This window comes from Verrucomicrobiia bacterium, assembly GCA_035495615.1.
In the GTDB taxonomy this organism is placed as follows: Bacteria; Omnitrophota; Omnitrophia; order Omnitrophales; family Aquincolibacteriaceae; genus DATJFP01.
This window is the reverse complement of the sequence record DATJFP010000041.1, coordinates 35,929-56,391: the sequence shown is the minus strand read 5'-3', so window position 1 is coordinate 56,391 and position 20,463 is coordinate 35,929. Positions and strand designations below refer to the sequence as shown.

Here is a 20,463-nt window from a genome sequence, read left to right as displayed (position 1 = left end):
GGAGAGTTATGAAGCCCGACATCGGATTGCAGGGAAAAAACAGGGAAGGATCGGTCGAGATTCTGAACAAATTGCTGGCGGACGAATACGTCCTTTATACCAAGACCCGCAATTATCATTGGAACGTGGTGGGCCCCGACTTCAGCGAGCTTCACAAATTTTTCGAGGCGCAGTACGAAGAGCTCGACGAGATCATCGACGAGACCGCGGAAAGGGCGCGCGCGCTGGGGGGGCTTGCGTTCGGGACGCTGAAAGAATTCCTGAAGGCGACGCGGCTTTCCGAAGCGCCGGGGGAGCAGCCTTCGGCCAAGACCATGATCGACAATCTTCTCAAAGACCACGAGGCCGTCATCCAGCAGCTCCGCGGCGATGTCCAGACCACCGGGGAAAAATACGGGGACATGGGCACGCAGGATTTCCTGACCGGCCTCATGGAGCAGCACGAAAAAATGGCCTGGATGCTGCGTTCTTACCTGGAATAATCGTCCGCGCGGACGGAGGGTTTTTTTGACGTTCCTTTACTACCTGCAATCCCTGCTCGCGAGAGCGCTGGTGGCATCCGCCGGAAGGCTTCCTTTGAATGCCCTCGAGTGGATCACGCGCCGCGCCGGTGATTTATCCTGCCTTTTCATGCCGAAGCGAAGGGGAGTGGCTGCGGCGAACATCGACAAAGCCTTCGGCAGCAGCCTCTCGGATGCGCAGAAAAAAAATCTCGTGCGCGCCGCATTCCAGCACGCGGCGCTTTCCATTGCCGAGCTGTTTCTGGTCCGGAGAATCGCGGCGCGCGCCCGGGAACATTTTTCGCTCATGGGCAATGAAGTCCTGGAAAAGGCCTTTGCGCGGGGGAACGGCGTGGTGCTCGTCATTTCCCACATCGGTTCCTGGGAATATTTGTCGTTCCTGCCTTTCCTGACCGGCCAGCGCTGGTCGGTCGTGGTGAAGCACATCAAGAACCCGTTCATGAACCGCGAAATCGACGCGCTGCGGCGCGTGATGACCGTCACGCCGATCCTGAAAAATAATTCCACCCGCAAGGTGCTGCAGGAACTGAAAGAAGACCACGGCGTGGCCATCCTGATCGACCAGTGGGCGGGGCCGGAAGGAATCTGGAGCCCGCTTTTCGGCGCGGAGACTTCCACGACGTCGATTCCCGCGCGCCTTGCGAAGCGGACCGGATGCGCTCTCGTGCCCGCGTATTGCGTCCGTACCGCGCCGTGGAAATACGAGATCCAGATTCATCCGGAAGTTCCGGTCCAGGAGCCGGAGGGCGATTGGGAAACCGCGACGACGCGCGAGCTGGACCGCCTTCTCGAGCGCCAAATCCTCAAATATCCGGAGCAATGGATGTGGGGACACCGGCGCTGGAAAGACAAGCCTTCTTCTTTGAGGGCGTAAACTCCCCGGAGCAACGATGAAAAAATCAACCAGCCTCATTCTTTTTTTGTTCGCGCTGTGCCCGCTGCTTTACGCGGGGGAAAAGGCGCCGTATCTTGACCCAGCCCCGAGCCCGGCATCCGTCGAGGAATACCAGAAAAAGCATCCAAGGCTCAGCCAGAGTGAAATGGAAAAAATCTATTACCTCCTGGAAAGGATGACGGAGTCGTCGTGCGAATTCGAGAGGAACGGAGAGCTCTATCGCGGACAGGACGCGTCGCGGTTTCTCCGCATGAAAATGATGACGCCGCCATGGCGCGGATCTTATAAGACAGCCGAAGAGTTCATTGCCAAAGTGGCCTCGAGGTCTTCAACGACCGGCAAGCCTTACCACGTTACCTGCGGCGGAGAGTCCCGCCTTTTGACGGACGTGCTGACGCGGGAAAGGGAATTTATTTCTTCGCCGCCGGCCGCCTCTTCCTGAAACCTTGTCAGATTGAGAAGTCGTCGAAGATTTTCATTTCCCGAGGCACCAGAAAAACATCCTCGCTTTTCTTCAGGCCCAGTTCGCGGAAGCGGTCGTGCGTGAGTTCGACGCGGATGAGATCGCCGGCTTCGTTGGTCAGCTCGATTTTCGCGAAGGGGCCGGCCAGGTTGATGTACTGCACCGTGGCCTTGAGGCTGTTTTTGTCCCGGGATTCCCGGGCAATGTCCAGAAGGTGCGGGCGGATGTAAACGGCCGCTTTTTTCGTCTCGGCTTCCTGTTTGGAAGGAAGCTTCAGGGACGCGTCGCCCAGGACGGCCCTGCCGTCTTCGATGCGCGCGTGGAACAGGTTCACGTTGCCGAGGAAATTGTAGACAAAGGGACTGGCCGGGTGATGATAAACTTCGTCCGGGCTTCCGACCTGCTCGATCCTTCCGTCGTTCATGACCGCCACGCGGTCCGAAACTTCCAGCGCCTCTTCCTGGTCATGCGTCACGAAAATGCTCGTCACGTGAATCTCGTCATGCAGGCGCCGCAGCCACTGCCGCAGGTCGCGGCGGACCTTCGCATCCAACGCTCCGAACGGCTCGTCGAGGAGCAGAACTTTCGGTTCGATGGCGAGCGCGCGCGCCAGGGCCACGCGCTGGCGCTGGCCGCCCGAGAGTTCGGAAGGATAGCGGTGCGCCATGCGGTTGAGCTGCACGAGCTTCAAGAGCTCCAGGACTCTCCGCTGGATCTCGCGCCGGGAAGGCCGCAAATCCTTAGGACGCACCTCGAGGCCGAAGGCCACGTTTTGGAAAACGGTCATGTGCTTGAAAAGCGCGTAATGCTGGAAGACGAAGCCGACGCGGCGTTCCGAGGCTTTGAGCCCCTTCGTATCTTCGTCGGAAAAAAGCACGGTGCCGGAATCCGGATGCTCGATGCCGGCAATGATGCGCAGCAGCGTGGTCTTTCCGGACCCCGACGGTCCCAGAAGCGCGACGAGTTCGCCGTTCGGCACATCCAGATCGATGTTTTTGAGCGCCGTGAAATCCCCGAATTTTTTGGTTACGTTCTGGACTTTAATGCTCACGCATCACCTAGAGTTGGGTTTTGGCCTGCATGCTTGCGCCTGCGCGCAGCTCGACCCAGGTCTTTAGGGCGAGCGTGACGAGTGCCAGCAGCATGAGGAGCGAGGCCACGGCAAAGGCGGCCATGAATTGGTATTCATTATAGAGAATCTCGATGTGCAGCGGCAGGGTGTTGGTCTTGCCGCGGATATGGCCTGACACAACCGACACGGCGCCGAATTCGCCCATGGCGCGCGCATTGCAGAGGATCACGCCGTAGAGTAAGCCCCATTTGATATTGGGGAGCGTCACGCGCCAGAATGTCTGCCATCCGCTGGCGCCGAGGGTGATCGCGGAGATTTCTTCTTCGTTGCCCTGCGCTTCCATGAGCGGGATGAGTTCCCGCGCGACAAACGGAAACGTCACGAAGATCGTAGCCAGCACGATGCCCGGAACCGCGAAGATGATTTTGATGTCATGCTCCATGAGCCAGGGACCGAACAACCCTTGCGCCCCAAAAAGAAGCACGTAGATCAGGCCCGAGATCACGGGGGACACCGTGAACGGCAGATCGATCAGGGCGAGAAGTACTTTCTTTCCCGTGAAATCGAATTTGGCGATGGCCCAGGACGCCGCGATGCCAAAGACCAGATTCAGCGGAACGCTGATTGCGGCGGCGAGAAGCGTGAGCTTGACCGCGGAAAAGGCATCCGGTTCCGCGAGCGCGTGGAAATAAGCGATCAGCCCTTTTGAAAAAGCGCTGGCCAGGAGCACCGCGATCGGCAGGAACAGAAAGAGGCCGAGGAAAAGAAACGCAGCGGTGATCAGCACGGCCTTGACGGCCGGCGATTCCTGGGAAACCGACGGCGCAGTCTTGACGGCTCTTGCAGTTAAGGATGAAACGGTTCCGGCCATGGCTACACCTTCTGGTATCTTCGGCTCCAGGCCTGGAGCATGTTGATGAACAGAAGAAGGAGAAAGGAAATGCAAAGCGTGACGCTTGCGATGGCCGTCGCACCCGGATAATCGAATTGCTCGAGCTTGGTCATGATGAGAAGCGGAAGGATTTCGGTTTTGCCCGGCATGTTGCCCGAAATGAAAACTACCGAGCCGTATTCGCCGAGAGCGCGCGCGAACGCCATGGCTGTGCCGGTCAGCAGCGCGGGAAAAAGCGTGGGAAAAATGACGCGCGAGAATGTCTGCCAGGCCGAAGCCCCCAGGCTGTGCGCCGCTTCTTCGAGCTCGATGTCCATTTCCTGCAGCACCGGTTCCAGCGTGCGCACGACAAAAGGCAGCCCGATGAAAACCAGCGCGATGCCGATGCCGAGCGGCGAGTATGCGGTTTTGATGCCCCAGGGCGCGAGCCATTTTCCGACCCAGCCCGTGGGGCCGTAAATCGCAGTGAGACAAATTCCGGCGACAGCCGTGGGAAGCGCAAAGGGGAGATCCACCAGCGCGTCCACGGCTTTTTTGGCCGGGAAATTATAACGGACCAGCACCCAGGCCACGAGCATCCCGAAAACAGCGTTCACAAGCGCGCTTGCCAGCGACACGCTGAACGTCAGGCGGAACGCGGCCAGCGTCCTGGCGGAAGACAGGGCCTTGACGAGCTGCGGCCAGGTGAGCGCGGCCGTTTTGAAAAAGAGAAGCGAAAGCGGGAAGAGAACGACCACGCTCAAATAAAAGAGGGTAAAGCCCAGGGTCAGTCCGAATCCCGGGAGAACGCTGTGTTTTTTGAAGCCCATGCCTTTTCCTGTTTGTTAGCTTAGATAGATCTCGTCGAAAATGCCGCCGTCCGCGAAATGTTTGGCCTGCGCTTCTTTCCAGCCGCCAAAATCCTTGTCGATGGTCACGAGCTCGATTTTCGGAAATTGGGCCGCGTATTTTTGCAGCACGGCTTCCGAGCGAGGGCGGTAATAGTGCCTGGCGATGATGTCCTGGCCTTCGTCCGTGTAAAGGAATTCGAGATAGGCCTTGGCGGCCTCTTCCATGTGGTGCTTTTTCGCGATCTTATCCACGACGGTGACCGGAGGCTCCGCGAGAATGCTGAGCGACGGCACGATGATTTCGAATTGGTCTTTGCCGATGTTATTGACCGCCAGGAACGCCTCGTTTTCCCAGGCGATCAAGACGTCTCCGATGCCGCGTTCCACAAACGTCGTCGTGGACCCGCGCGCGCCCGTGTCGAGTACCGCCACGTTTTTATAAATCTTTTTGACGAACTCCTTGATTTGATTTTCGTCGCCCCCGAATTTTTTGCTGGCATAGGCCCAGGCTGCGAGGTAATTCCAGCGAGCGCCGCCGGAAGTCTTGGGGTTCGGCGTGATGACGGAAATACCGTCGCGCGCCAGATCGTCCCAGTCTTTGATGTTTTGCGGGTTGCCTTTCTTGACCAGGAAAACGATCGTCGACGTGTAGGGCGAGCTGTTGTTCGGCAGCTTGCCCTGCCAGTTTTTTGAAATCAGGCCGGCCTTTTCCGCCAGCGCGTCGATGTCGTAACCAAGCGCGAGCGTTGCCACGTCCGCATCCAGGCCGCTGATGATGGCCCGCGCCTGTTTGCCGGAGCCGTCGTGGGACTGGCTGATCTCGACGTCCTGGCCCGTCTTGTCCTTCCACTGTTTGGCAAAGGCCGCGTTGACTTCCTGGTAGAGTTCGCGGGTCGGATCATACGAAACGTTCAGCAGCGCGATTTTTTCGGCTGCAACTCCCGCGGGAGAAACGGTCAAAACGAGCGCGGCCGTCACCGCGGCTGCGGCGCGTAACACATTTAATTTCGAGTTCATGGTGGTGCTCCTTTGACGATGCAAATTTAAAAGGCGATTTGGAGGCGGCCGATCAGAGCGTTTTCAATTTCGCGCTCGCGAGCCGCGGCGCCGCTCAAAGCGTAGCCGTCCTGGAAAAAGGTCTGTTCGTAATCGAGCATCCACTTGATGTTTTTGTTCCAGTACCAGTTGAGGCCCGCCGTCCATGCGCGCGCCTTCCGGACGGAAGTCTGGGGATTGACGAACAGGGCATATGCGTCGCTGTCGCCGGTGAGTTCGCTGAAACGGCCCACGATCTCCAGGGCACCCCATCTTCCTTCGCGCGGGTCGAAGTTGTAACGGGGAACCACGCCGTTATAGCTGGCGTTTTCGCCGGTGATCACATAAGAGCCGGCAAGCTGCCAGCCCCAGTTCTTCAAACTCGACCGTTCGGTATTGCGTTTCACGTCCTGAGACGACCACACAAATTCGGTCAAAAGGCCGACCGGCCCCCAATAATAGTAGGCCTGTGGGGCAAACCGCGTGCGGCCGCCATTGGCGATCGTCGTTCCCGCCGCGGTGCCGTCAGAGCGGTAACTGTAAACCGTCTGCTGTCCGAAGCTGCGGAAGGTCGGGAGCTGCGGCGATGCCACGGTGCCGTGCACGTCCCCGTAACTCATCCCTAACCCGACTCCGAGGCCATTCAAAGCGTCGATGTCCGTATTGCGGAACGGGTGCGAGAAAATCCTGCCGACAAAATCTTTGTCGTCCGCGAGGTCCGTATCCAAGTTGCCGTTGTCCACGACGCCATTCATGACGGCCGCGTCGTAAGTGATCGTGCCGTCCCAGAAATCGCCGTGGAGATCGATGCCCACGTCGCGGTTCGGCACGAGGTTCGTGGAAAGCGCGGTTTCCGCGAAGATCGTGTTCGGGTCCGATTGCAGCCGTTCCAGCCCGATGGGCGATTTGAATTTACCCGCGCGAAGCGAGGCCTGGGGCCAGTATTTGAAATCCACCCACGCGTCCTGCAAAGTCACGGTACCGTTTCCGAAATCCGGCATCAAGCGGAAATCGAAATACTTGAAAACCGTTCCTTCGAGCGAGGTCCGGATGCGCCGGGGCAAAAATTGATTCACGCCGGGATTGCGGTCGTCGTTCGCAAAAAAGCGAGCGTCAGTCTGGATCTGGCCGCGGAACTTCAGTTGAAAGTTGCCGTCCTTTGACTTCAATCCAAATCCGTCTTTGCCTGCGACGACGACGGGGGTTTCAGTTTCTTTTTTCAGATCCACTTCTTTCTGCACTTCCTGCTGGCGTTTCAAGAGACTCATCTCTTTTTCCAGCTCCGCCAGCCGCTCCTCGATTGTCTTGGCAGGAGGGGCGGGAAGCTGGGCCTGCGCTAGTGTTGAATTTTGCAAAGCGAGTACTAACACGATTGCCGTTGCCGGGAACCACCGTGGAATTTTCATGGGAAATCCTCCTTGGATTCATGAAAACCTCCGGTGGTCCGGTCAGTTCTTTTTTTTATTTTGAAACTTTATTGAGTCTTATCGAGCCTTATTTTTTCGCGGCATTCGATCTGCACAATTTGGGCATCGTGGATGATGATCTCCACCGCGCCGTACTTTATTTTTTTGAGGGCCTCGCGGATTTTCGCGACGGCTTGTTCTTCAGATTCGGTTTCCATGTTAAATGAAATACATCTCCTGCCGTTCAGGCTGCGCGGCCATTTCCAGCATGTTTTGGAGGCTGGTCCCGTCCAGAACGGCAATGTTCGCTTCGTGGATATCTTTCATCACGGCGCGGATCGGACAGGTTTGCTCGTCGACGCATTCCTCGCATTTGCGGTACGCCGTGCGGCTCAGGCACGGCAGGGGAGCGAGCGGACCTTCCAGGATGCGCATGACGGTGCCCAATTTGATGCTTGCCGGCTCCTTGGCAAGGAAATAGCCGCCGCCTTTTCCTTTCTTGCTGCCCAAGATGCCGCTTTTTTTGAGCTCTAGAAGAATGAGCTCCAAAAATTTTTTGGGAAGCCGCTCCTTCCGCGCCAGCTCGGAAATGAGCATGGGCTTCTCGGCACCGGAAGAACCGGCCAGCATGAGGAGGGCTTTAATGGCGTATTTGGTTTTCTTGGTAATCATAGTATGTTTACTCTATGGATTTAGTAGAGATATTAACTTATAAAACTGTTCTGTCAACAAAAGATTGTTTGAAAGGCGCAACTGTAATATCTATAATGGCTTATGTCTGTCCAATGAAAGCTTATGAAAAAAAGGAAGAATGGAAATGATCGGCGCCAATGAATTAAAAAGGAAAATGCTTATCTCCGTGGAAGGGGAACCTTACCTCGTGCTGGAAGTTTTTTTTGCCTCGCCGTCGGCCCGCGGGGCTTCGACCATGGTGCGGGCCAAGGTTCGGAATCTTCTCTCCAACGCCGTGCTCGAGAAAAGTTTCAAGACCGCGGAAAAATTCAACGAGCCGGACGTCGAAAAAACCAAGGCCTCGTTCCTTTACTTGGAATCCTCGACGTATCATTTCATGGATGAAACAAGCTACGAGCAATTTTCGTTTCCCGCCGGGAAGATTTCCGAACTTCTTCCTTATTTGAAAGAGGGCGTGATCCTCGAGGCCCTAAAATATAATGGGAACGTGGTCTCGCTCGAGCTGCCGCCTTACGTGGAGCTCAAAGTTACCTCGACGCCTCCCGCGTCTTCGGGCGGCGGAAACAAGCAGGCCACGCTCGAAACCGGCCTCGAAGTCCGCGTTCCCCAGTACATTCAGGAAGGCGCTGTCGTGCGCGTCAATACCGAAACCGGCGAAGTGGGCGGCCGGGCTTAACGGGAGAATTTATGCTGGTTCATTTCATCATTCCGTTTATTTCCATTTTCCTCGCGGAACTGGGCGACAAGACCCAGCTCGCGCTTTTCGTGCTGGGTTCGAAAACCCAGAAGCGGCTTGTCCTTTTTTTTGGAGCCATGCTCGGCTTCATGCTGGCCGACGGCTTCGGCATCTTTGCTGGAGCGTGGATCTCGCGGTTTGTGCCGGTGTGGATCATGAAACTCCTGGCCGCGGTTATTTTCTTTGTCTTCGGGTTCCTCATGCTGCGCTCGGTGGGCGAGTCGGAACCGCAGCAGGAATTTCTCTTCCAGCATCCCTTTTTGATGGGTTTCGGATTCACGTTCCTGGCGGAATGGGCGGACAAGACGCAAATCGCCGCCGCGCTTTTTGCCACGCGGTACAATCTTGCGCTTGTCGTGCTCGCGACCCTGTCGGCCCTGGCGCTGTCTTCAGGCATTGCCCTGTTCCTGGGGCATGCCATGGCTTCGCGCGTCCGTCCGGCCATCCTGCGCAAAGCGGCCGGCTGGATTTTTATTTTCATGGGAGTCACGTTCATTTTTTTCTGAGTCGATCACCCGCACCCTAACTGCCGGCGGAGGAAAATCTCGCATGATCACCCTGGTGCTTCTCACGATCTCCAACATTTTCATGACCTTTGCCTGGTACGGGCATTTGAAATTCCGCCAGGAGGCTTTATGGAAAGTGATCCTCGTAAGCTGGCTGATCGCTTTCGTGGAATATTGCTTCCAGGTCCCGGCCAACCGCATCGGCTCGTATACTTTCACCACGGCGCAGCTTAAGATCATGCAGGAAGTCATCACGCTGGTCGTCTTCTGCGGCTTTTCCCTCTTGTATCTCAAAGAACAGATCCGGTGGAATTATTTCGCCGCCTTCGGCTGCCTGGTCCTGGCGGTGATTTTCATCTTTCAAAAAGCATGAAATTCAAAAAGAAATCAAAGCCGCGTCCTTCCTACCCGCGTAAGCGCTTCTCAACGCGTCCCGCCCCTCAGCCCGAGCTCCCGAAAAAGCCTCTCGGATTCTGGATCGAGGCCGCTTTGAAAAAAAGGGAAGCTCTTATGCGGAGCCGCGAAACGAACGCTTTCCGCCTCATCCACGGCGCGGCGGACGGTTTCCCGGAAATTACCGTGGACCGTTACGCCTGTGTCCTGGTGGCGAACCTTTATGGGGCCGCGCAAACCAAGGAACCGATGCCGTTATTGAAAGTCCTCGCGGAACGATGCAAGGCTTCCGCCGTGTATCTTAAATACCGTCCGAAACAAGCCAGCGTCCTGAAAGGCGCGGAGCGCGAATCCCACGCGCCTTCGGCGCCCTTTTGGGGGGAACCCGTTCCCGAACTCGAAATCCTGGAAAATGGCATGCGTTTTTTAATCCGGCCGGGTGAGGGGCTCAGCACGGGGCTTTTCCTGGACATGCGGGAAATCCGAAACAAAATACGCCGGCTTTCCGCGGGCCGGACGGTCCTCAACTGCTTCTCTTATACCTGCGGCTTTGGAGTAGCGGCGGTTCTGGGCGGAGCGGCGCGCGCCTTGAACATCGATCTTTCCGGCCGTTACCTGGAATGGGGCAAGCGGAACATGCGGTGCAACGGGCTCGAGGCGCAGGACCGTGATTTCGTCACGGGCGACGTCTTTGACTGGCTGCAGCGGTTCGGCCGGCGGCAGGAACGGTTTCAAAGCGTGATTCTGGATCCGCCCACTTACGCGACAGGCCCGTCGTCGCGGTTCGTGGCGCAGCGGGATTATGAAAAGTTGGTTTCGCTGGCCGCTCCCGTGGTGGAGCCCCGCGGGGTTCTCTGGGTCTGCAATAATTCGCACCAGTTGTCCCGGCAATCGTTTTTGAATCAAGTCCGAAAGGGGATCGCGGCTTTCCCGGCCCGTATCCAGGATTTTTTTAATGAACCGGCTGCGGATTTTCCCAAACAGCCGGTTGAGGAATCTTACCTCAAAGTCTGCGCCGTCAAATTCGGTTGAAGTTCATTTTCAATCGGTCCTTCCTCAGAGGCAGATATAGCATTAACAATCAATCGCTATCATCATATTGATATTCCATGACAAATTTATTAGAATTCTCAGGCAGTTAACCGGAGATCATATTTCCGAAAGAGTCCCAGCCCCCCTTACATGGAAACGGCTTCGTTGAGGCCGACTGGGTAGCAGCGATAGGTCGATCGCTGACGGCAAACAAATAGAGCCTTTTAATTTTGCGTGGCGCCCGCAAGGGAGGTCCGAACAAAATTAGAAGGCTTTTTTTTTGGCCTGGCTTAGGCCAGGGATTTCAATAACGAAAGGAGGTGATACAAATGAAAAAAGCGTTCTTCATCGTTGTTGTGATGCTCGTGGCGATTGCTTCCCTCCAGGGAGTGACGTTCGCGGCTAGCGTTGAAGGCACCGTTCAGTCTGTGGATGCTCAGCAGAGCAAGCTGGAAATCGCGACGGACGCGGGTTCTTCTTGGGTGGCTTACAGCGCCACGACCAAGTGGCCTGCGGGCGTTACGGATCCGGCTAGCCTCGTTGGCGAGAAAGTGACTGTCGCCACGGATGATGCCGGTGCAGCGACTTCCGTCGATACGGCGGCCAAGGCGGCGGCTTACTAAGCCTGGGCAACGTATCCGGAAGTGCCGCCTAATTCCCATCCGGGGAGCGGGAGAACCAGTTACGGGTGAATTTGCCGCGAGGCAGACGGGCTATAATCTGCAGTCCGAACCCAGGGGAGCTAATCTCGCAGGCGTAGCAGATGGACTCATTCCATTTTTTTCAAAGGGCCAGAATTCGTTCTGGCCCTTTGTATTTATTTCTCCATCCGGGAGCAATTCATAAAATTATTTATCACCCATGCTTAATATGCTCCAAACGCTAACACGAAGAATCTTATCGCCCTGCAGGCCTTGAAAAATCGAGGAATTTTGAGCTTTGCATCTGTAGGGAATCCGCTATAATACGGTCCTATTTTTTCTTACGTGAATTTTACGGCTTTATTCAAATTTGCCCCCGGAAATCCTGGCAGCAGGATAAAATCCCAACACATCAGAAGGAGATTTCAACAATGAGCGGAAGTACTGCACGTCTACAGGCTGTTAAGGCCGTTACCGGTTACGAGCCCATTTCGGAGCCTCTGAATTTCGCGGAGACTTCGACGGGGAGTTTGTTTGGAACGAATGTTTTTAGTCCGTCGGTCATGAAGGCCCGGCTGCCTAAAGACATCTACATTTCTCTGATGAAGACGATCGAGAAGGGTGAGAAGATCGATTCCACGATCGCGGACGTTGTGGCTGCGGCCATGCGCGATTGGGCCATCGAAAAGGGCGCCACGCATTACGCCCACGTTTTCTATCCTTTGACCGGCTCCACGGCCGAGAAGCATGACAGCTTCCTCACGCCGACGGGTGACGGTTCGGCGATCGCGGAATTCACGGGCAAGCAGCTTATCCAGGGGGAACCCGATGCCTCCAGCTTTCCGAGCGGCGGCATCCGCGCGACGTTCGAAGCCCGCGGTTATACGGCTTGGGACGTGACGAGCCCGGCGTACATCCTCGAAAATCCGAATGGGACGACGCTTTGCATTCCGACGGCGTTCGTGTCCTGGACCGGCGAAGCGCTCGACAAGAAGACGCCGCTTCTCCGCGCCCAGCAGGCCATGAATGTTCACGCGCAGCGCATCCTGCGCCTGTTCGGCCACACGGCGATTTCCCGTGTCGTGGCGAACGCGGGTCCCGAGCAGGAATACTTCCTGATCGACCGCAATTTCTACTACGCCCGTCCGGACCTTCTGAATTGCGGCCGTTCGCTCTTCGGCGCCAAGCCGCCGCGCGGCCAGGAATTCGAAGACCACTATTTCGGCGCGATTCCCGAACGCGTGCTTGCGTTCATGCTCGAATGCGAGCGTGAGCTCTTCAAGCTCGGCGTCCCGGTGAAGACCCGCCACAACGAAGTTGCTCCGGCCCAGTACGAAATCGCCCCTCTGTACGAGAGCGCGAACATCGCCACGGACCACCAGCAGCTCCTCATGTATACCCTGAAGCGTGTCGCCGAGAAGTACGGCATGACCTGCCTCCTGCACGAGAAGCCTTTCGCGGGCATCAACGGCTCGGGCAAGCACCTGAATTTCTCGATCAGCAACAGCACGCAGGGTAACCTGTTCGATCCGGGCGAGACGCCGCACGAAAACGCGCAGTTCCTCGTTTTCTGCGCCGCCACGATCCGCGCGGTCCACAAGTATTCGTACCTGTTGCGCGCTTCCGTCGCCACGGCCAATAACGACCACCGCCTCGGCGCGAACGAAGCTCCTCCGGCGATCATCTCGATCTTCCTCGGCGAGCAGCTTGCCGACGTGTTCGATCAGATCAAGAAGGGCGGAGCCAAGTCGTCCAAGAAGAAAGACAAGCTCGTGGTCGGCGTCGACACGCTGCCGCCGCTTCCCTCGGATGCCGGCGACCGTAACCGCACCAGCCCGTTTGCCTTCACCGGCAACAGGTTTGAGTTCCGCGCGGTCGGTTCCAGCATGTCGCTGGCCGGTCCGCTGGTCATGCTTCTCACGGCCCTCACCGATTCCCTCGATTACGTTGCGACGGAACTCGAGAAGGCCACCAAAGGTGATTCCAAGAAGCTGAATGCCGCCGTGCAGAAGCTGCTCAAGGAAATCATCGATGAACACGGCGCTGTCGTTTTCAACGGCGACGGCTATTCCGAAGCGTGGCACAAGGAAGCCGCCAAGCGCGGTCTTCCGAACGATAAGACCACGGTCGAGGCGATCAAGGCCGCCAAGACCAAGGAAGCCGCTGATCTTTTTGCCAAGTACAAGGTGCTCTCGAAGCGCGAGCTCGAAAGCCGCCACGATATTTACGTGGAACAGTACTGCAAGACGATCAACCTGGAATCCAACCTCGTCGTGAAGATGGCCCAGACCATGATCCTTCCTGCGGCTGTCCGCTATCAGACCGAACTCTGTCAGGCCGCGGCCGCTGCTAAAACCGCCGGCGTGAAGTTCGACAGCACGACGCTGGATGAGGTTGTGGCCGCCGTGAAGGGCCTGCAGAGCAGCATCAGCGCTCTGGAGAAGCTCAAGGAACACCACGGCGCCAAGAGCCTGGAAGCCGAAGCGGAGTATTACTGCTACAAAGTTCTTCCCGCGATGGGGACGGTCCGGAAATACGCGGACCAGCTGGAAACGCTTGTGGCGGATGATCTCTGGACGCTTCCGACGTACCAGGAGATGCTGTTCATCAAGTAAGAATAGTTTCAATAAAAAAGGCCCGGAGGAAATCCTCCGGGCCTTTTTTATTTCTCCGCTCTGAAACTCACTGCACGCTTACCTTCGTCGCATTTTTTTCGGTTCCCGGCTTCTTGGGGAGCTGGATCGTCAGAACTCCATTGGCATAATCCGCCTTGATTCCGGCATCATCCACAGGGCCGGGAAGCGGAAGTGATCTGGAAAACGATCCATAGCTGCGCTCCTGGGAATAAAATCCGGTCTTGTCGTCTTTGGATTCGGACTCAGATTTCCTAACGCCTTCGATGGTGAGCAAGCCGTCTCTCACCGTGATGTTGATCTGGTCCTTGTCCAAGCCGGGCAGGTCCACTTTCACAATATAAAGATTGTCTTTTTCTTCCATGTCTGCGGTAGGCATGAAATCAAAGTCTGCCGCGGCCGGGCTTGCCATCATGCTCGATAAGGGCGCTGCAAAATTGGACAGAAGATTTGTGAAAAGCCGATTCATGCTGTCTTCCAACTGAGAAGCGCTGTAAGAACCGTAAGGGCTCGGCCCGTAAAAGCGGTTTGGGAGAGGCTGATAAGCGGCGGAGCTTTGCCTGTTCATTCTTTGCGGAAGCGCGGCCGCGGCTCGATTGGCATCCCACACTTGTTTCTGAATCGCAAACCTTCTGATGGCTCTGTCGTTTTTGATCGTCTTCACCAAAAGCACGGACTGAAGGCATAGCAAAGCCACGAGCAATACCAAAATGGCGACAGCCCAACCGGGCATCGTTGTTTTGTCAGGAGCAGCATTTGTATTAGGCGTTTCCATGGTATTCCTCCAGGAACCGGAGCCCGGCGGTAATCCGCCGGGCTCCGGAAACATTATTTCACTTCAACCGACACTTGCTTGGGCTTGGCATTCTCAGCCTTGGGCAAGTTGATCTCGAGGACGCCGTCTTTATAACTCGCCTTGACTTTGTCGGCGGCCACTTCGACCGGAAACTCCATGCTCCGCATGAAGGAGCCGTAGGATCTCTCGGAGTAATGCATTCCTTTTTCCGTCAATTCTTTTTCCTGTTTCCTTTCTCCTTTCAAGACCAGACGGTTTCCTTGCACCGTGATGGAAAAGTCTTCTTTCTTCAAGCCGGGCAGATCCGCGCTTAAAATGTAGGCTTCCGCATCTTCCCGCACTTCGAGATGGGGCTGAAAGGCATTCTCCAAACCCTCTCTCTTCTGGAGAGACCGGTTGAAAACACGGTTCATGTCCGTTTGAAGATCTTCGAGGATGTCGAACGGATCCCAGCCATTTATTTTTCTGACGAGTTCCATGGTATTTCCTCCTTCTTGGATTGATGTTTTTCCGCTGAGGCGAATTTCAAATTGCGTGCCACGAAAAACGAGATCTTAAGTCATTGTTTTTATTGGAGATGCGGGGGCGCCGTGAGGGACGGCTCTACGGGACTGAATTTTTTTGTCACACGGCCCTGACTAAAAAATAAACAAGGCCTTGAGCCGGCGGAAGATCAAGGATTTAAATAAGGATGAAAGAACCGGACGATGTTGTCGAGCCCTTCGGCAGTCAGGAATAAATTGGTGTACTGGGCGTGGCAGTCCAGATGGAAAACCGCATTCAGCCCCGCGTCCTGAATGTGCACGGCCTGGACCCTTTTGAGGAACCATTCGTTGAGGGTCTGGATGTCCGCATAGATTTTTTCCAGGTCCTTTAAGGACCAGTCCGGCGTTTCGCCTTTTCTTTGAAGAAACCACTGGGCCAGGAGATACATCGAAAGCGAGCGGAACGTGGATTCCGCGGTGCTGGCCAGCGGAAGATGAAACGCGGCCAGCGGCCGCAATTTGTCCATGACCGGACAGCCGCTCGTCACCATGTAAAGGCCGATGAGGGAGCTGAGCGCATACTGAAGGGCGGTGCGCGCCTTATAGGTTCTCGAAGGGCTTTCGACTTCCAGGTCGATTTCCTCGTAGGAAACCGCCGATTTAAAAAACTCGATGACGTCGACGAGGTTGGCGGCAATCGGACAACGCGGCGAATCCGCCTCTTTGAGCGGGCAATGCGCGCATTGAAAATGAGACAGCCGCGTCCAGTCCGGATAATCGGTCCGCGGTTGGGGGATAAGCGCGAGCGTTTCCGGATCCAGCTCCAGATGGAATTCCTGCGTCTTTCCCGCAGGGAGCATGAATTTATAACGGAACCAAATGGGTTTCGATGTTTTCATGGATGAGTGCGCGTTGACAGCGTTCCGATGATATTTCGACAAAGCCGGCCCTAATCTAAACCGCGGGAAAAGTTATTGGGCCGTTTTCCATTCGGACTTTTGGAGCGAAGCCGTTGTTTTTTTTGCCGCATTGATGTTCTGCATGAGCCGCAGGGCCAGGGGGCGGTATTCGGAATTGGGATAGAGCGAAAGGAATTTACGGGCGTACTTTTCCGATTCATCGAAGCGGCTGGTCTTATAAAGGAAGCTGGCATAATTGATCAGCGTTTCCGCGAAATCCGGATCTTTTCCCAGGCTCTGCTGGAAAACCCGGTCCGCCTCGTCATTGCGGCTCATCAGAGCCAGGACTACGGCCTTATTATTGTAAGTGTCCGGATTCGCCGAGTCCCTTTGAAGGGATTTTTCGTATTGATCCAGCGCCAGGTCGTATTGCTGCTTTTCCTTATAAATGAGCCCCAATTCATTGTAGAAAACCGGTTCCTCGGGCGCCAGCTCCAGGGCTTTCTGAAAATAAGGAATGGCTTCGTCCAGCTTGCCTTGCTTGCTCAATACCGTGCCGATGCCGCCCCAGGCGCCGGGAAGATTGAAACGGTTGATGGTTTTTTGAAACTCCGCCACGGCGTCGTCCAGCCTTCCCTGTTTCACATAATAATAGCCCAGGTTGTAATAGGGCGAACTCCACACGTTCTCCGTCACGCGCCGCGTCTCCAGCCACAGGTTCTGGGGATTGGCCCAGACCTGCTGGCGGTTCAGATTTAAAAGGGCATACACGAAGACCAGGATCGCCATGAGCGTGTTCACCAGGCCTTTGCCCGTCTTTCTTTGCAGCAGCGTGAAAACGATCATGAAGATCCCGGCGACGGGCAGATAAAGCCAGCGGTCCTGCATGTAGTCGAGAAGGGGGATGATGTTCAAGACCGGCGCCAGGAGAACGAGGTACCATGCGCCCCAGAAAAAAAGTTTCCGGTCTCTTTTCCACAGCTGGAAAAATCCAAAGCCGAGCGCCGCGAGCCCGGCCATGGAAAGCAGGATGTGCGGATGGAAAATCGTCCTGTAGAGCGGAAACGGATACAAAATGCTTTGGTTGACCGGGACGAAAATGAGCTGTACGTACTTCATCATGGCCACCATGACCGTGAGAAACGTCACCCAGCGGCTGTTTCCGATGTAATCGCCCTTTGTGGCGCTCTGGGCGATGTGGATCGAGATGAGGCCGAAGACGACAGAGATCGCGACAAAAGGAAGGTAGCGCAGGAAGGCCTTGGCATTGAGACGCTTGTAACAGTAGTCATAGGCGAACAAAATGCCCGTCAACGTGACCGAGAGCGGCTTGGCCATGCACGACAGCACAAAGAGCGCGAACGAGGCGGCGTACCAAAGCAAAGACCGCTTCGGCGATTCATAATGCCGGATGTAGGCCAGGAAGGCGCTCAGAAAAAGGAAAAAGGACAGGACGTTTTTTCGTTGGGAAATCCAGACCACCGATTCCGGCTGGACCGGATGGACCGCGAACAGCAGCGCGATGCCGAGAGCCAGGTTCCATTGTCCGGTCAAGGCGAGCAGGATGAGATAAAGCAGTACGGCATTGGCCGCATGGAGCGCGAGGTTGGTCGCGTGATAACCGATGGCATTGAAATGATAAAGCTGGTAATCGCCCGCGAGGCTCAGCATGGTCAGCGGCGCGTAGATGCCGACGTAAGACTTGGTAAAAAAGCGGTGGACGTTCTCCGACGACATGCTGCGGATATCCGGGTTGTCGACCACGTATTCCTGGTCGTCCCAGTTGCTGAACGGGTAGGAAATCGTCCGGGCGTACAGGCAAAGGGTAAAAAGCAGGAGGACGCCCGCCGCGATCAGGTGCTGCTTGCGGGAAACGGGTTCGGCGGGCGCGGCCGGCGCCGGCGCCGCGGTCTCCCCGGTTTTCACTTTCCCCGAAAGCCGCCCGATTTCTTCTTCGATTTTTTTGCGGCTGAGATTCAGGTCGCGCGAAAGCTCGCGGACGGTTTTCTTGCGGAAATTTTCCCGGATGTAAGCACTTTTTTGAGGGTCCATGATGGCGGGATCATCTTACCGCATTGTCCCGAAATCAGGAATAGTTTTTAGGCCTGGGGCTGCAAGTAGAGCGCTTCGCGGCGCTTCTTGATGTGCTCGTCCATGAGGTATTCGTCGAAGGTCGTCTGCTGGCGGTCGATGAAACCATTCGGCGTGATCTCGACGATCCTGTTGGCGACGGTCTGGACGAACTGATGGTCATGCGAGGAAAAGAGGATCGTGCCTTTGCATTGCTCCATGCCGGTATTGAGCGCGGTAATGGATTCCAGGTCGAGATGGTTCGTGGGCTCGTCGAGGATCAGCACGTTCGAGCCGGTCAGCATCATCTTGGACAGCATGCAGCGCACTTTCTCGCCGCCGGAGAGCACGCGCGCGCTTTTGAGCGATTCTTCCCCGGAAAAGAGCATGCGTCCCAGGAAGCCGCGGATGAAGTTTTCGTCTTTCTCGTTCGAGAACTGCCGCAGCCAGTCCACAAGGCTGAGGTCCGTGTCGAAGTACTTGCTGTTTTCCTTGGGGAAGTAGGCCCGCGTCGTGGAAGCGCCCCATTTGAAGGTGCCGCCGTCCTGCGCGGTTTCGCCCATGAGGATTTGGAACAGCGTGGTCTTGGCCAGGTCGTTGCGGCCGATGAATGCGATTTTGTCGCCCTTATTCACGTGAAGCACGAAATTGCGGAACATGACCTTGCCGTCTACGGACTTGGTCAGCCCTTCGATGTCGAGAAGATCGTTGCCGGCCTCGCGCTCCGATTTGAACGCGACATAAGGATATTTGCGGGAGGAGGGCCGGATATCTTCGAGCGTCAGTTTTTCCAGTAACTTTTTGCGGGAAGTGGCCTGGCGGGACTTGGAAGCATTGGCGCTGAACCGCGAGATGAACGCCTGCAGTTCTTTGCGCTTCTCCTCGACCTTTTTATTGCCTTCCTGTTTCTGCCGCAGGGCGAGCTGGCTGGATTCGTACCAGAAAGAATAGTTGCCGGCATACAGCTGGATCTTGCCGAAGTCGATGTCGCAGATGTGCGTGCAGACTTTGTCGAGGAAATGGCGGTCGTGCGAAACCACGATGGCGGTGTTCTTGAAATCGTAGAGGAATTCTTCCAGCCACATGCTGGTTTCCACGTCGAGCTGGTTCGTGGGTTCGTCGAGGAGAAGGACGTCCGGGTCTCCGAACAGCGCCTGGGCCAGGAGCACACGGACTTTCTGCCGCGCTTCGAGCTGCTTCATCTTCATGCTGTGGAGCGATTCCTGAATGCCGAGATCGCTCAGGAGCTTCGCGGCGTCGGCTTCCGCGCTCCAGCCGTTCATTTCCGCGAACTGGTCTTCGAGCTCCGCGGCTCGCAGTCCCTGGTCCTCGTTGAAATTGGCGTAGATCTTTTCGCGCTCCTGGATGCAGTCGTAGAGTTTTTTATGGCCCATGATGACGGTGGTGAGCACGTCGTATTCGTCATAGGCGAATTGATCCTGCTTCAGCGTGGAAAGCCGCGCATTCGGGGCCAGGCTGACGTCGCCGGCATTGGGCTCGATTTCGCCCGAAAGGATCTTCAGGAAGGTCGATTTTCCGGAGCCGTTCGCGCCGATGATGCCGTAGCAATTGCCCGGAGTAAAGGCGATGCCGACCTTCTCGAAAAGCACGCGCTTGCCGTATTGTAGAGTGACGCCGTTGGCTGCGATCACGGGGAATACCCTTTGAAAGTCAGATTTTTTCCGCGAGGAGGTGTCCGTGGAAAAGCGGCCGCATTATAGCATAAAAGGCCCCGGGACGCATCCCCGTGAGGCTACCAGAAGTACCACCGGTGGGTGAGGAGCACATAGACGGCAAGGCCGAAATTGGTCACGGCATGGGCCAGGATGCAGCCCTTGAGGTTCTTGGTCTTGAGGAGATAACCGCCGTAAAGAGCCCCGGTTAGAAACGTGGCCGGCCATTCCCAGGAGCGGTGGACCAGCATGAAAGCGGCCACGGTTCCCCAGAAGGAAAGGCGCGTATAAGCGCCTAGCGGCACAGACAGAAAGTCCTCCTGGTTGACGAACGCGCGCATCAGAAAGGATCGCCAGAAGAGTTCCTCGATCACGGGCACGAGGACAGCAGCTCCCAGGATTCGCAGGCCGACGGCAAAGGCTTTGACCGGCACGTTCGCGAAAACCCCTGGATCAAAAGAAACCCCGCGCTCCGCGGGTATGCTGTTGCCCAGCACAATCCAGATTGCGAGGACAATCAGCCCGAGCCCGGCGGCTGCAGGATCGAATCGTCCTGATATTTCCGCCCCGCGGCCGCGAAACAAGAACAGGAGAACGGCCGTGGTCACCGCGATTTTAAAGCCGTAAATCCAGAAAATGGATTGGGGCGTCCCAAAACGCTGGAGTTCCGTCAGAAGGAGAAAGACGAGAAAAGGAAGGACGTAGCGGGCCGAATTTTTAGGTAAAAGGTTCATGGGTAAGATGTTCCATCATGGGGCTTTTACCGGGGAGTGTCAATAACATCGTGGCCTG

Annotated in this window: 22 protein-coding genes and 1 riboswitch; of the genes, 9 read left to right on the top strand and 13 right to left on the bottom strand. The window is 56.1% G+C overall.

The features are described 5' to 3' along the window. Nucleotides 1-8 precede the first annotated feature (8 nt). The 3 genes from VL688_05860 to VL688_05850 are packed head-to-tail and all read left to right on the top strand — an operon-like array spanning nucleotide 9 to nucleotide 1,858. On the top strand, nucleotides 9-482 hold the full coding sequence (locus tag VL688_05860) for a DNA starvation/stationary phase protection protein (protein HTL47572.1): 474 nt from the start codon (nucleotides 9-11) through the stop codon (nucleotides 480-482). Nucleotides 483-507: 25 nt separating this feature from the next. Further along, entirely contained in the window at nucleotides 508-1,395 is an 888-nt protein-coding gene (locus VL688_05855; protein HTL47571.1) for a lysophospholipid acyltransferase family protein, read from the top strand. A 16-nt stretch (nucleotides 1,396-1,411) separates the two neighbouring features. Then, the gene (locus VL688_05850; GenBank protein ID HTL47570.1) at nucleotides 1,412-1,858 is read left to right on the top strand and encodes a DUF5329 family protein; all 447 of its coding nucleotides are present in this window, start codon (nucleotides 1,412-1,414) and stop codon (nucleotides 1,856-1,858) included. A 7-nt stretch (nucleotides 1,859-1,865) separates the two neighbouring features. Here VL688_05850 and VL688_05845 read toward each other — a convergent pair whose 3' ends face one another. From VL688_05845 to VL688_05815, 7 genes are all read right to left on the bottom strand, one after another. After that, nucleotides 1,866-2,930: a sulfate/molybdate ABC transporter ATP-binding protein gene (locus VL688_05845; GenBank protein ID HTL47569.1), complete on the bottom strand. Its 1,065-nt coding sequence runs from the start codon at nucleotides 2,928-2,930 to the stop codon at nucleotides 1,866-1,868. Nucleotides 2,931-2,937: 7 nt separating this feature from the next. After that, nucleotides 2,938-3,822: a sulfate ABC transporter permease subunit CysW gene (gene cysW / locus VL688_05840; GenBank protein HTL47568.1), complete on the bottom strand. Its 885-nt coding sequence runs from the start codon at nucleotides 3,820-3,822 to the stop codon at nucleotides 2,938-2,940. Between the two features lie 2 nt (nucleotides 3,823-3,824). Next, a complete protein-coding gene (gene cysT / locus VL688_05835; GenBank protein ID HTL47567.1) occupies nucleotides 3,825-4,652 on the bottom strand; it encodes a sulfate ABC transporter permease subunit CysT in 828 nt (275 codons plus the stop codon). A gap of 15 nt (nucleotides 4,653-4,667) precedes the next feature. Continuing rightward, entirely contained in the window at nucleotides 4,668-5,690 is a 1,023-nt protein-coding gene (locus VL688_05830) for a sulfate ABC transporter substrate-binding protein (protein ID HTL47566.1), read from the bottom strand. Between the two features lie 26 nt (nucleotides 5,691-5,716). After that, nucleotides 5,717-7,114, bottom strand: coding sequence for a porin (locus VL688_05825; protein HTL47565.1), 1,398 nt, complete (start codon nucleotides 7,112-7,114; stop codon nucleotides 5,717-5,719). 68 nt (nucleotides 7,115-7,182) lie between these two features. Beyond that, nucleotides 7,183-7,332 (bottom strand): YezD family protein, encoded by a 150-nt coding sequence (locus tag VL688_05820; GenBank protein ID HTL47564.1) that lies wholly within the window; start codon nucleotides 7,330-7,332, stop codon nucleotides 7,183-7,185. A 1-nt stretch (nucleotide 7,333) separates the two neighbouring features. Next, nucleotides 7,334-7,786, bottom strand: a complete 453-nt coding sequence (locus VL688_05815) for an Rrf2 family transcriptional regulator (protein ID HTL47563.1) — start codon at nucleotides 7,784-7,786, stop codon at nucleotides 7,334-7,336. 139 nt (nucleotides 7,787-7,925) lie between these two features. Between VL688_05815 and VL688_05810 the strand changes: the two genes are divergently transcribed. From VL688_05810 to VL688_05785, 6 genes are all read left to right on the top strand, one after another. Beyond that, complete coding sequence (locus tag VL688_05810) at nucleotides 7,926-8,483, top strand: elongation factor P (protein HTL47562.1); 558 nt, start codon at nucleotides 7,926-7,928, stop codon at nucleotides 8,481-8,483. An 11-nt stretch (nucleotides 8,484-8,494) separates the two neighbouring features. Further along, entirely contained in the window at nucleotides 8,495-9,049 is a 555-nt protein-coding gene (locus tag VL688_05805) for a TMEM165/GDT1 family protein (GenBank protein ID HTL47561.1), read from the top strand. 43 nt (nucleotides 9,050-9,092) lie between these two features. Next, nucleotides 9,093-9,422, top strand: coding sequence for a DMT family protein (locus VL688_05800; GenBank protein HTL47560.1), 330 nt, complete (start codon nucleotides 9,093-9,095; stop codon nucleotides 9,420-9,422). 137 nt (nucleotides 9,423-9,559) lie between these two features. Beyond that, the gene (locus VL688_05795; GenBank protein ID HTL47559.1) at nucleotides 9,560-10,474 is read left to right on the top strand and encodes a class I SAM-dependent rRNA methyltransferase; all 915 of its coding nucleotides are present in this window, start codon (nucleotides 9,560-9,562) and stop codon (nucleotides 10,472-10,474) included. A gap of 329 nt (nucleotides 10,475-10,803) precedes the next feature. After that, nucleotides 10,804-11,097, top strand: a complete 294-nt coding sequence (locus VL688_05790) for a hypothetical protein (GenBank protein ID HTL47558.1) — start codon at nucleotides 10,804-10,806, stop codon at nucleotides 11,095-11,097. A gap of 15 nt (nucleotides 11,098-11,112) precedes the next feature. Further along, a riboswitch (cyclic di-AMP (ydaO/yuaA leader) is annotated at nucleotides 11,113-11,246 on the top strand. Nucleotides 11,247-11,546: 300 nt separating this feature from the next. After that, on the top strand, nucleotides 11,547-13,730 hold the full coding sequence (locus VL688_05785; GenBank protein ID HTL47557.1) for a glutamine synthetase III: 2,184 nt from the start codon (nucleotides 11,547-11,549) through the stop codon (nucleotides 13,728-13,730). A 67-nt stretch (nucleotides 13,731-13,797) separates the two neighbouring features. Here the strand turns inward: VL688_05785 and VL688_05780 are convergent, their stop codons facing one another. The 6 genes from VL688_05780 to VL688_05755 form a co-directional block, all read right to left on the bottom strand. Next, nucleotides 13,798-14,217, bottom strand: a complete 420-nt coding sequence (locus VL688_05780) for an Hsp20/alpha crystallin family protein (GenBank protein ID HTL47556.1) — start codon at nucleotides 14,215-14,217, stop codon at nucleotides 13,798-13,800. 359 nt (nucleotides 14,218-14,576) lie between these two features. Beyond that, nucleotides 14,577-15,023: an Hsp20/alpha crystallin family protein gene (locus VL688_05775; protein ID HTL47555.1), complete on the bottom strand. Its 447-nt coding sequence runs from the start codon at nucleotides 15,021-15,023 to the stop codon at nucleotides 14,577-14,579. A gap of 194 nt (nucleotides 15,024-15,217) precedes the next feature. Further along, a complete protein-coding gene (locus tag VL688_05770) occupies nucleotides 15,218-15,928 on the bottom strand; it encodes a hypothetical protein (protein HTL47554.1) in 711 nt (236 codons plus the stop codon). A 72-nt stretch (nucleotides 15,929-16,000) separates the two neighbouring features. Further along, nucleotides 16,001-17,980, bottom strand: coding sequence for a tetratricopeptide repeat protein (locus VL688_05765; protein ID HTL47553.1), 1,980 nt, complete (start codon nucleotides 17,978-17,980; stop codon nucleotides 16,001-16,003). Between the two features lie 47 nt (nucleotides 17,981-18,027). Next, entirely contained in the window at nucleotides 18,028-19,650 is a 1,623-nt protein-coding gene (locus tag VL688_05760) for an ATP-binding cassette domain-containing protein (GenBank protein HTL47552.1), read from the bottom strand. 101 nt (nucleotides 19,651-19,751) lie between these two features. Next, entirely contained in the window at nucleotides 19,752-20,405 is a 654-nt protein-coding gene (locus VL688_05755; GenBank protein ID HTL47551.1) for a CAAX prenyl protease-related protein, read from the bottom strand. Nucleotides 20,406-20,463 lie beyond the last annotated feature (58 nt).

Excerpts from the sequence above, each read along its gene's own strand:
- VL688_05820 (HTL47564.1), bottom strand. The coding sequence starts at position 7,332 with ATGGAAACCGAATCTGAAGAACAAGCCGTCGCGAAAATCCGCGAGGCC.
- VL688_05825 (HTL47565.1), bottom strand. The coding sequence starts at position 7,114 with ATGAAAATTCCACGGTGGTTCCCGGCAACGGCAATCGTGTTAGTACTC.
- VL688_05795 (HTL47559.1), top strand. The coding sequence starts at position 9,560 with ATGCGGAGCCGCGAAACGAACGCTTTCCGCCTCATCCACGGCGCGGCG.
- VL688_05790 (HTL47558.1), top strand. The coding sequence starts at position 10,804 with ATGAAAAAAGCGTTCTTCATCGTTGTTGTGATGCTCGTGGCGATTGCT.
- VL688_05785 (HTL47557.1), top strand. The coding sequence starts at position 11,547 with ATGAGCGGAAGTACTGCACGTCTACAGGCTGTTAAGGCCGTTACCGGT.
- VL688_05830 (HTL47566.1), bottom strand. The coding sequence starts at position 5,690 with ATGAACTCGAAATTAAATGTGTTACGCGCCGCAGCCGCGGTGACGGCC.
- VL688_05770 (HTL47554.1), bottom strand. The coding sequence starts at position 15,928 with ATGAAAACATCGAAACCCATTTGGTTCCGTTATAAATTCATGCTCCCT.
- VL688_05860 (HTL47572.1), top strand. The coding sequence starts at position 9 with ATGAAGCCCGACATCGGATTGCAGGGAAAAAACAGGGAAGGATCGGTC.
- VL688_05780 (HTL47556.1), bottom strand. The coding sequence starts at position 14,217 with ATGAATCGGCTTTTCACAAATCTTCTGTCCAATTTTGCAGCGCCCTTA.
- VL688_05765 (HTL47553.1), bottom strand. The coding sequence starts at position 17,980 with ATGGACCCTCAAAAAAGTGCTTACATCCGGGAAAATTTCCGCAAGAAA.
- cysW (HTL47568.1), bottom strand. The coding sequence starts at position 3,822 with ATGGCCGGAACCGTTTCATCCTTAACTGCAAGAGCCGTCAAGACTGCG.
- VL688_05810 (HTL47562.1), top strand. The coding sequence starts at position 7,926 with ATGGAAATGATCGGCGCCAATGAATTAAAAAGGAAAATGCTTATCTCC.
- VL688_05850 (HTL47570.1), top strand. The coding sequence starts at position 1,412 with ATGAAAAAATCAACCAGCCTCATTCTTTTTTTGTTCGCGCTGTGCCCG.
- VL688_05755 (HTL47551.1), bottom strand. The coding sequence starts at position 20,405 with ATGAACCTTTTACCTAAAAATTCGGCCCGCTACGTCCTTCCTTTTCTC.
- VL688_05815 (HTL47563.1), bottom strand. The coding sequence starts at position 7,786 with ATGATTACCAAGAAAACCAAATACGCCATTAAAGCCCTCCTCATGCTG.
- VL688_05800 (HTL47560.1), top strand. The coding sequence starts at position 9,093 with ATGATCACCCTGGTGCTTCTCACGATCTCCAACATTTTCATGACCTTT.
- VL688_05775 (HTL47555.1), bottom strand. The coding sequence starts at position 15,023 with ATGGAACTCGTCAGAAAAATAAATGGCTGGGATCCGTTCGACATCCTC.
- cysT (HTL47567.1), bottom strand. The coding sequence starts at position 4,652 with ATGGGCTTCAAAAAACACAGCGTTCTCCCGGGATTCGGACTGACCCTG.
- VL688_05805 (HTL47561.1), top strand. The coding sequence starts at position 8,495 with ATGCTGGTTCATTTCATCATTCCGTTTATTTCCATTTTCCTCGCGGAA.